An 8,294-nucleotide genomic window follows, 5' to 3' on the forward strand; every position below is an offset into this window, starting at 1 on the left:
TAACCGGAGGTCAAATGAAGCGATTAAGTCTGGCTGTAATAACGCTGTTAGCCTGCACCGGTGCGCAGGCTGCCAGTGAAGAGGTTGAAATGAACCTTGTTACGTCTCAAGGCGTGGGTCAGTCCATCGGGACGGTGAAAATCACTGAAACCGATAAAGGGCTGGAATTTGCCCCCGATCTGAAAGCGCTCCCGCCGGGCGATCACGGTTTCCACGTGCACGCTAAAGGGACCTGCGAGCCTGCTATGAAGGAGGGTAAACCTTCGGCCGCTGAAGCGGCGGGTGGGCATCTTGATCCACACACCACGGGCAAACATGAGGGCCCAGAAGGCGCGGGGCATACGGGGGATCTGCCCGTGCTTCAGGTTAATAACGACGGCAAAGCCACCGAGCCCGTGGTTTCCCCGCGTCTGAAAAAGCTGGATGAGGTGAAAAACAGATCCCTGATGATCCACGTGGGTGGCGACAACTATTCCGACAAACCGGAGCCGTTAGGCGGCGGCGGGGCACGCTATGCCTGTGGCGTGATTAACTAATTACGTTAGCATCCCCGGCGGTGGCGCTTGTACAAGCTGCGACAGTGATATCTGTAGCCGCCAAACAAGCGCCGCCAGCTCTCGGGCGGCGGGTTGATGGTGATGAGATAAGGTATCGCAGATACGCTGTAACCGTTGCAGCGTGCTGGCCAGATGGCGTTGCTCAACTCCCCGCTCGCTCATCACATCGCGTAACTGAGCAAGGCAAACGTCTCTGACACGTGAAAGCGGATCGGAACGGGTTTCCCACTCGCGAAGCTGCCAGACGACATGCGAGCAGTTAAGTAGTACCACTCCCCAACGTAATAGCCAGCGGCGGGCCAGTGCGTCCTGACTAGTGCTGAGCTGACTGATGTGATGATAGGCCAGCGATTCAAATTCATATTCACTGTGCGCCGGACGACGGCTGAGCTGATCGACGAAGTCGCGGCGTAGGGCGTGTATACGGCGGCGGCTTTTACGGGCGTCCGAGCCGGGGCGCAGAATAGCAAACGCCAGCCACGAAAGAGCAACCCCGACGATTTTTGCCGAGTTATCATTTAGAAAATCAGCAAAGTCGTAAACAGGCGGATTGGTCACGGCGATAAACGACCCCATAAAAACAATCAGCTGGCCCCATAACCCTGCCAGCTTCGTCATTTGCAGCTTCAGTAACTGCATGGTGGTCAGGAGTGGAAAAAGAAACAGCAAAAATTGCCAGAGTTCGGTTATTTGCACCATCAGGCCAAACTTCACAACAAAGCTGAATAATGACAGCAGAACGAGAGTCCGCATCAGCAGGGTGAGCGATTTAAAAGGGGTAGCGACGATTGAATAGAGCACGCAGCTAATCGCCGCCAGAGATAGAGCGGCCGAACCGGACTCCCATTGTGTGCCAATACTCCACGCTCCCACTACCATTAACGTACAAAAGGTTCGTATACCGCTCCACAAGGCCTCCATGCTATCAGTATGACGCGCCAGGCCCGGACTGCGGCGGGCAGTTTGCATGGCGACCGGCGTGCCGTTTTCCAGCGCGCGCAGTCCGCGGTTACTTTGCAGATAAAGTGCGCAAAAATAGCGTAGCCGTTGCCAAAAGGCGAGGTGGTGATAGTCGCTATCGTCCTGGGGACGTAACGGAGCGATAATTCGTGCGATGCTGTAAGGATCCACACGAGGAGCGGCAAGCGCAGCAAGCAGCTGTTCAAGGACCTGGCGGATCTGTGTCGGCGGGTTGGGCCAGTTTAGTAGCAGGCGGCGAAGGCTGGAAATAACGCTGGTCAGCCGTAGCTGGTGGTGCAGCAGCGTGTTGAGCAGGGCATTCTGGCGCCGAAAGCGGTAATGACTCCAGAACGCCTGAATGCGTAGCAGATTCATGGTCAGGATCTGGTTGATGACCCCCTCATGCGCGGAACGAATGGCATCGTTGGTTTCAGGCTGCCAGAGCAGGCCAGCGTGTTCCAGTAAGCGCGCATGCATGTTTTTTAGTGCGGTGAGCAGGGTGGTTCCATCCGAGGTGCTGGGCAGGATCATCATCATCACTCCGCCGCAAAGTATACCCAGCACGACCTCGCAAACGCGGGCCTGAGCGATATCCCATAGCTGGACGGTATCAATGAGATTAACGGTCGGGAAAGCAATAATAGCGGCGGTATAGCCTGAGAGCTGAAAAGCGTAAGCGGCGTTATGGGTAAAGTATGCGCAGGCCCAGGTACACAGGCCGAGCCAGGCCGCCATGCTGACTAAAAAGAGCCACGGCTCATTTAAGGTATGGCCTGCGATTATCAGGGCCGCCGTAGCGCCCAACAAACTGCCAGCAATACGACCGAGACTTTTACTGATAACGCCGCCCACCGTTGGAAAGCTCACCACCGCAGCAGAGGTCATCGCCCAGTACGGCTCGTCCAACTCAAAGCAGTAGGCGAGCGTTAAGGCAAGGCACATGGCAATGGCGTTACGTAATGCATATCGCCATTGACCGCTCGTCGCCTTCCACCAGGGCGTATTGCGCCAGCTTAACCACGAAACATTCATCAGCGTTGACCAATTGCAACGCTGCACGTCGTACCGGAGATCAGCGTAATGTCATGGGGAAGCGAGTCGAACGCTATCCGTACCGGCACGCGCTGAGCCAGGCGCACCCAGGGAACATTTGGCTTAATATCAGGCACTAAACCGGAATCACTCTCTACGCTCTGATCGTAGATAGCGCGACCAATGCTGGATACGTGACCCTGTAACTTTACGTTATCGCTGTAAAGCGTAATAACGGCCGGCGCGCCTTCGCGAATATGGCGCATTTTCGTCTCTTCGAAATAACCCATGACATAAAAAGAGTGGCTGTCGACAAGGGCGAATAGTGGCTTGCCGGTAGTGGCGTAATCCCCTGTACGGGTCGACAGATTGGTTACCCAGCCCGCGACTGGCGCACGAACGTCGGTCTGCTCAAGCTGCCATTGCGCATGTTTTAACGCCGCTTCGGCTGCCTCGACGCTGGCCTGGGCCGCTTTGACGTTCAGGTTTGCGGTATCCATATCTTCTGCGGAGATATAGTTGCGTGATAAATGCTGGCGGCGGCGTGCTTCGTTAGTCGCTTTTGCCAGATCCGATCGCGCTTTAGCCAGTCCGGCTTGCGCATCAAGTATCGCTATGTTAAAAGGCGTCTTATCCACGGCCAGCAGCAGGTCGCCAGCGTTAACGAACTGGTTGTCTTTAATAGTGAGCCGGGTAATGCTGCCGGAAACCTGAGGCGTAATACTCACCTGCTCGGCGCGAATTTTGCCGTCGCGGGTCCACGGGGATTGCATGTAGTAGTTCCATAACCACCATCCCGCCAGCACCGCGACAACGGCGATCGCAATCGTAGAAAAATATTTAACTGTTTTAAGCGACATACTCACCACGCAATCAGCAATACGAAACTCAGGCAGACGCAAAGCGTAAAGATCGATAGATCCATCAGCTGGGGATGCCATATTTCTCCCGAATAGATCCAGTCGCGCAAAAGACGATGCGCCACCAGCCAGATAATAAATCCGCAGGCGAACACGCTGAAAAATGGAGGAAAATAGAGAGAGGCACCGACCACGAGATCCCGTAAGGGCAATCCTGCCGTATTAAGCGTAAGCGTCACAAATCGTAATCCTTTGCATTAACTATCATTGTTTATAGGTTTAGCAAAAACCACGTAAACGCACTCTTTTTCTGCTCTAAGCTGATTGGGTCAGCGTTAGGTAAAAATAAGTAAGACGTTTGTTTTGGAAATATAAATATTGCACACTATTCTAAAATCAGCATAATAACTTAGCAAGCTAATTATAAGGAGATGAAATTGGAATCGCCATTGGGTTCTGATCTGGCACGTTTAGTACGTATCTGGCGTGCACTGATTGACCATCGCCTAAAACCTCTGGAATTGACGCAGACGCACTGGGTAACGCTGCATAACATTCATCAGCTGCCGCCCGAACAGTCGCAAATTCAACTGGCAAAAGCGATCGGCATTGAACAGCCATCGCTGGTGCGTACGCTCGATCAGCTGGAGGAGAAGGGGCTTATCTCCCGGCAAACCTGTGCCAGCGATCGACGTGCGAAACGTATCAAGCTCACGGAGAAAGCGGCCCCGATCATTGATGAGATGGAATCCGTTATCAATAAAACACGGGGTGAGATCCTCGCCGGTATCTCTGCCAGCGAGCTGGAGCAGCTCATCAGCCTGATTGGCCGACTTGAGCATAATATTATTGAGTTACAATCGCGTGACTAACGCTGACAAAGGCCTTGCGAAAGCAGGGCTTTTTTAATGGCGGAGAGGGTGAAAGGCCGCCGCCGCGGCGGCCACGGTAATGATTAACGCGGGGAGACGGTGACCTGGCTGCCATTGCTGGCCAGTACCACGCGCTGGCCAGCAGCGAAGCGGGTATCGCCCTGTTTCTGCACAACCATAATGGTGTTGCCGTCGTCTTTACGGATCTCCAGCTCTACACCCTGGCTCTTATTAAAACGACCCTGTACGCCCTGGCCGGCCACGCCACCTGCCACAGCGCCTGCGGCAGTAGCCAGCGATTGTCCCGAACCACCACCGACGGTGTTACCGAGGAAGCCACCCAGCACTGCGCCACCCAACGCACCAATCACGTTGTTCTCATCTCCGCCCTGAATCTGTACCGGGCGTGCGTTAACAATCGTACCGTAAGTGACATTTTGTACCTGTTTCGCTTCGGATGCGCTGTAAACGTCGCCGGAGAGGCTGCTGTCATTCACGCAGCCTGCCAGAGTAAAGCCAACCAGGGAAACTGCCAGTGTACGTAAAATCATCTATGAATCTCCTGTTCACCTAAAAACGCTCGGACGGGCATCCGTCATCTCTAAATTATATGGCATTTAAAGATATCAGGTCATACCTTCCGCCAAAACAATGCGAAAATAGTACGATTGCAGAGCTTAACTTTACTTAAACAAGCCAAAAATGGGCAAGTTTACCTGTGCAAACCCAGACTGAAAGATCACAATAGCGCTATACGTGCCCTGGTCACCACTTTAGGGTTGGGTAGAGATCTTCAGCCACGCAGACAGATAAGGACGGCATATGAAATCGGGTCGCTATATTGGCGTCATGTCAGGCACCAGCCTTGATGGGGTAGACGTTGTTCTCGCGGCGATTGACGATCGCATGGTGGCGCAGCAGGCCAGCCTGAGCTGGCCGATACCCGTGTCGCTCAAGGAAGCTATTCTCAATATCTGTCAGGGCCAGCAGCTCACCCTGTCCCAACTGGGGCAGCTTGATAGCCGGCTGGGTAAACTGTTTGCCGATGCGGTCCTGGCGCTGCTCAAACAGGAGAACCTGCGCCCGCAGGATATCGTTGCCATTGGCTGCCACGGGCAGACCGTCTGGCATGAGCCGGTTGGGGATGCGCCGCATACGCTGCAAATCGGCGATAACAACCAGATCGTCGCCCGCACGGGGATTACGGTAGTGGGTGATTTCCGCCGCCGGGATATCGCCCTCGGCGGCCAGGGCGCGCCGCTGGTACCCGCCTTCCATCAGGCGCTGCTCGCGCATCCGGTAGAGCGGCGTATGGTGCTCAATATTGGCGGTATCGCCAACCTCTCGCTGCTCTTCCCGGACCAGCCGGTCAGAGGCTATGACACCGGCCCGGGTAACATGCTGATGGACGCGTGGATCTGGCGGCAGAAGGGCCAGCCTTATGATAAAGATGCTCGGTGGGCAAGCGCGGGTAAGGTCATTATCCCGCTGCTCCAGCAGATGCTCAGCGATCCGTGGTTTGCCCGGCCCGCGCCGAAAAGCACCGGGCGGGAGTACTTTAATTATGGCTGGCTTGAACGCCAGCTCGCCCACTTCCCGGGCCTCTCGGGGAGTGACGTTCAGGCCACTCTGGCGGAGCTGACGGCGGTCAGCGTGGCTGAGCAGGTGCTGCTGAGCGGCGGCTGCGAGCGTCTGCTGGTCTGTGGCGGCGGGGGACGCAATCCGCTGGTGATGTCGCGCCTGGCCAGCCTGCTGCCGGGTATTGAAGTCGGCACCACCGACGAGGCAGGTATTAGCGGAGATGACATGGAGGCACTGGCCTTTGCCTGGCTGGCGTGGCGCACCGTTGCCGGTCTGCCGGGTAATCTGCCCTCCGTCACCGGGGCTTCGCAGGCGAGCGTGCTGGGGGCCATATTCCCGGCTAATCCGCGCCATAATCAGACATAACCTAAATTTTCTTTTGTAACGAGACGTTAGACTAAAACGATGCAGGGGCAGGCGCGTGTTACGCTTCGCCCCGGGACACGTTTTAGGATGGATCATGAAAAGATTATTGATTGCCTTATTGCCAGTGATGCTTGCCGGATGTACCACCTACAACCAGTTTGTGGAGCGCATGCATACCGATACCCTCGAGTACCAGTGCGACGATGAGAAACCGCTGACGGTCAAGCTAAATCAGACCCGTCAGGAGGTGCATTTCATGCTGGATGATACGCCGCTGACGCTGCAGCAGGGTCTTTCCGCCTCCGGGGCACGCTATACCGACGGTATCTATGTCTTCTGGTCTAAAGGGGATAACGCCACAGTTTACAAGCACGATCGCATTATCCTGAATAACTGCCAGCTGCAAAACCCGCAGCGTTGAGATTTTTACCTGGGCGGCGCACAATAGCGCCACCTGAATCTTTACGTAGCGAACGCCATGTCAGACAACAATGATGCAAATAACAGCGATCTGCAGCACATCGCCCACCTGCGCCGGGAGTACACGAAAGGCGGCCTGCGGCGCACCGATCTCCCTGCCCAGCCGTTAGATCTCTTTGAACGCTGGCTTAGCCAGGCCTGCGAAGCCCGCCTTGCCGATCCGACGGCGATGGTTGTCGCCACGGTTGATGAGAAAGGCCAGCCTTACCAGCGTATCGTTTTGCTTAAGCACTACGATGAAAAAGGGCTAGTGTTCTACACTAACCTTGGCAGCCGTAAAGCGCATCATATTGAAAACAATCCGCAAATCAGCCTGCTGTTTCCCTGGCATATGCTCGAGCGCCAGGTAATGGTCATCGGCAAGGCAGAACGCCTCTCTACTCTGGAGGTGGTGAAGTACTTCCACAGCCGCCCGCGCGACAGCCAGATCGGTGCCTGGGTCTCCCAGCAGTCCAGCCGCATCTCCGCCCGCGGCGTTCTCGAAAGCAAGTTTCTTGAGCTTAAGCAGAAATTTCAGCAGGGGGAAGTGCCGCTGCCCAGCTTCTGGGGCGGCTTCCGCGTCAGCATTGAGCAGATGGAGTTCTGGCAGGGGGGCGAACACCGTCTCCATGACCGTTTTTTATACCAGCGTGAAAACAACGGCTGGAAAATCGATCGTCTCGCGCCTTAATCGCTGAAAAATGTTGATTTAAGCGCTGGTACTCCTTGTTCCAGCGCTTTATTCTATCCCTCTTTCGTAACGAGCGAAAAGTCGTGTACCGGCAAAGGTGCAGCGTTTGATACATGGAGAATTTGATGGCAAGCGGTAACTTGATTAAACAATTGCAAGAGCGGGGCCTCGTTGCCCAGGTGACGGACGAAAATGCGTTAGCAGAGCGACTGGCGCAAGGCCCGATCGCGCTCTATTGCGGCTTCGATCCCACCGCTGACAGCTTGCATTTGGGGCATCTGGTTCCATTGTTATGCCTGAAACGCTTCCAGCAGGCAGGCCACAAGCCTGTGGCGCTGGTGGGTGGCGCAACGGGCCTGATTGGCGATCCGAGCTTTAAAGCCGCCGAGCGTAAACTGAACACTGAAGATACCGTCCAGGAGTGGGTAGATAAGATCCGCAAGCAGGTTGCGCCTTTCCTCGACTTCGACTGCGGTGACAACTCAGCGATTGCGGCGAACAACTACGACTGGTTTGGCGGCATGAACGTGCTGACCTTCCTGCGCGATATCGGGAAGCACTTCTCTGTAAACCAGATGATCAACAAAGAGGCGGTGAAGCAGCGTCTGAACCGTGACGATCAGGGCATCTCCTTTACCGAGTTCTCCTATAACCTGCTGCAGGGCTACGATTTCGCCTGCCTGAATAAGCTACACGGCGTGGCGTTGCAGATTGGCGGCTCCGATCAGTGGGGTAACATCACCTCCGGTATCGACCTGACCCGCCGCCTGCACCAGAACCAGGTCTTCGGCCTGACCGTTCCGCTGATCACCAAAGCCGACGGCACCAAGTTTGGTAAAACCGAGGGCGGCGCAGTATGGCTCGATCCGAAGAAAACCAGCCCGTATAAGTTCTACCAGTTCTGGATCAACACCGC

Annotated in this window: 10 protein-coding genes; 6 read left to right on the forward strand and 4 right to left on the reverse strand. The window is 55.3% G+C overall.

The window, feature by feature from the left end; genetic code table 11:
• The first annotated feature begins 14 nt into the window (after window positions 1-14).
• Entirely contained in the window at window positions 15-536 is a 522-nt protein-coding gene (sodC, locus tag RTP97_RS11665) for a superoxide dismutase [Cu-Zn] SodC (protein ID WP_312413710.1), read from the forward strand.
• Here sodC and RTP97_RS11670 read toward each other — a convergent pair whose 3' ends face one another.
• The 3 genes from RTP97_RS11670 to RTP97_RS11680 are packed head-to-tail and all read right to left on the reverse strand — an operon-like array spanning window position 537 to window position 3,648.
• On the reverse strand, window positions 537-2,549 hold the full coding sequence (locus RTP97_RS11670) for an FUSC family protein (RefSeq protein WP_312413712.1): 2,013 nt from the start codon (window positions 2,547-2,549) through the stop codon (window positions 537-539).
• Window positions 2,549-3,409: an HlyD family secretion protein gene (locus RTP97_RS11675; RefSeq protein ID WP_312413713.1), complete on the reverse strand. Its 861-nt coding sequence runs from the start codon at window positions 3,407-3,409 to the stop codon at window positions 2,549-2,551. The genes RTP97_RS11670 and RTP97_RS11675 overlap by 1 nt, the downstream gene beginning before the upstream one ends.
• A gap of 2 nt (window positions 3,410-3,411) precedes the next feature.
• The gene (locus RTP97_RS11680) at window positions 3,412-3,648 is read right to left on the reverse strand and encodes a DUF1656 domain-containing protein (protein ID WP_312413715.1); all 237 of its coding nucleotides are present in this window, start codon (window positions 3,646-3,648) and stop codon (window positions 3,412-3,414) included.
• Between the two features lie 192 nt (window positions 3,649-3,840).
• Here RTP97_RS11680 and slyA point away from each other — a divergent pair, with 192 nt between their 5' ends.
• A complete protein-coding gene (gene slyA, locus RTP97_RS11685) occupies window positions 3,841-4,281 on the forward strand; it encodes a transcriptional regulator SlyA (protein ID WP_312213423.1) in 441 nt (146 codons plus the stop codon).
• Between the two features lie 83 nt (window positions 4,282-4,364).
• Here slyA and slyB read toward each other — a convergent pair whose 3' ends face one another.
• Window positions 4,365-4,832: an outer membrane lipoprotein SlyB gene (slyB, locus tag RTP97_RS11690; RefSeq protein ID WP_312213425.1), complete on the reverse strand. Its 468-nt coding sequence runs from the start codon at window positions 4,830-4,832 to the stop codon at window positions 4,365-4,367.
• A gap of 271 nt (window positions 4,833-5,103) precedes the next feature.
• Here slyB and anmK point away from each other — a divergent pair, with 271 nt between their 5' ends.
• The 4 genes from anmK to tyrS form a co-directional block, all read left to right on the forward strand.
• Window positions 5,104-6,228 carry an anhydro-N-acetylmuramic acid kinase gene (gene anmK, locus RTP97_RS11695; protein WP_312413718.1) on the forward strand — a complete coding sequence of 375 codons (1,125 nt, stop codon included), beginning with the start codon at window positions 5,104-5,106 and terminating at the stop codon, window positions 6,226-6,228.
• Between the two features lie 94 nt (window positions 6,229-6,322).
• A complete protein-coding gene (gene mliC / locus RTP97_RS11700) occupies window positions 6,323-6,649 on the forward strand; it encodes a C-type lysozyme inhibitor (RefSeq protein WP_312413720.1) in 327 nt (108 codons plus the stop codon).
• Window positions 6,650-6,706: 57 nt separating this feature from the next.
• Window positions 6,707-7,378 carry a pyridoxamine 5'-phosphate oxidase gene (pdxH, locus tag RTP97_RS11705; protein ID WP_312413722.1) on the forward strand — a complete coding sequence of 224 codons (672 nt, stop codon included), beginning with the start codon at window positions 6,707-6,709 and terminating at the stop codon, window positions 7,376-7,378.
• Window positions 7,379-7,503: 125 nt separating this feature from the next.
• Window positions 7,504-8,294: tyrosine--tRNA ligase (tyrS, locus tag RTP97_RS11710; protein ID WP_312413723.1), on the forward strand; the 791-nt coding region annotated here is incomplete at its 3' end.

Origin of the sequence: Pseudescherichia sp., assembly GCF_031998825.1 — a bacterium.
Classification (GTDB): Bacteria; Pseudomonadota; Gammaproteobacteria; order Enterobacterales; family Enterobacteriaceae; genus Pseudescherichia.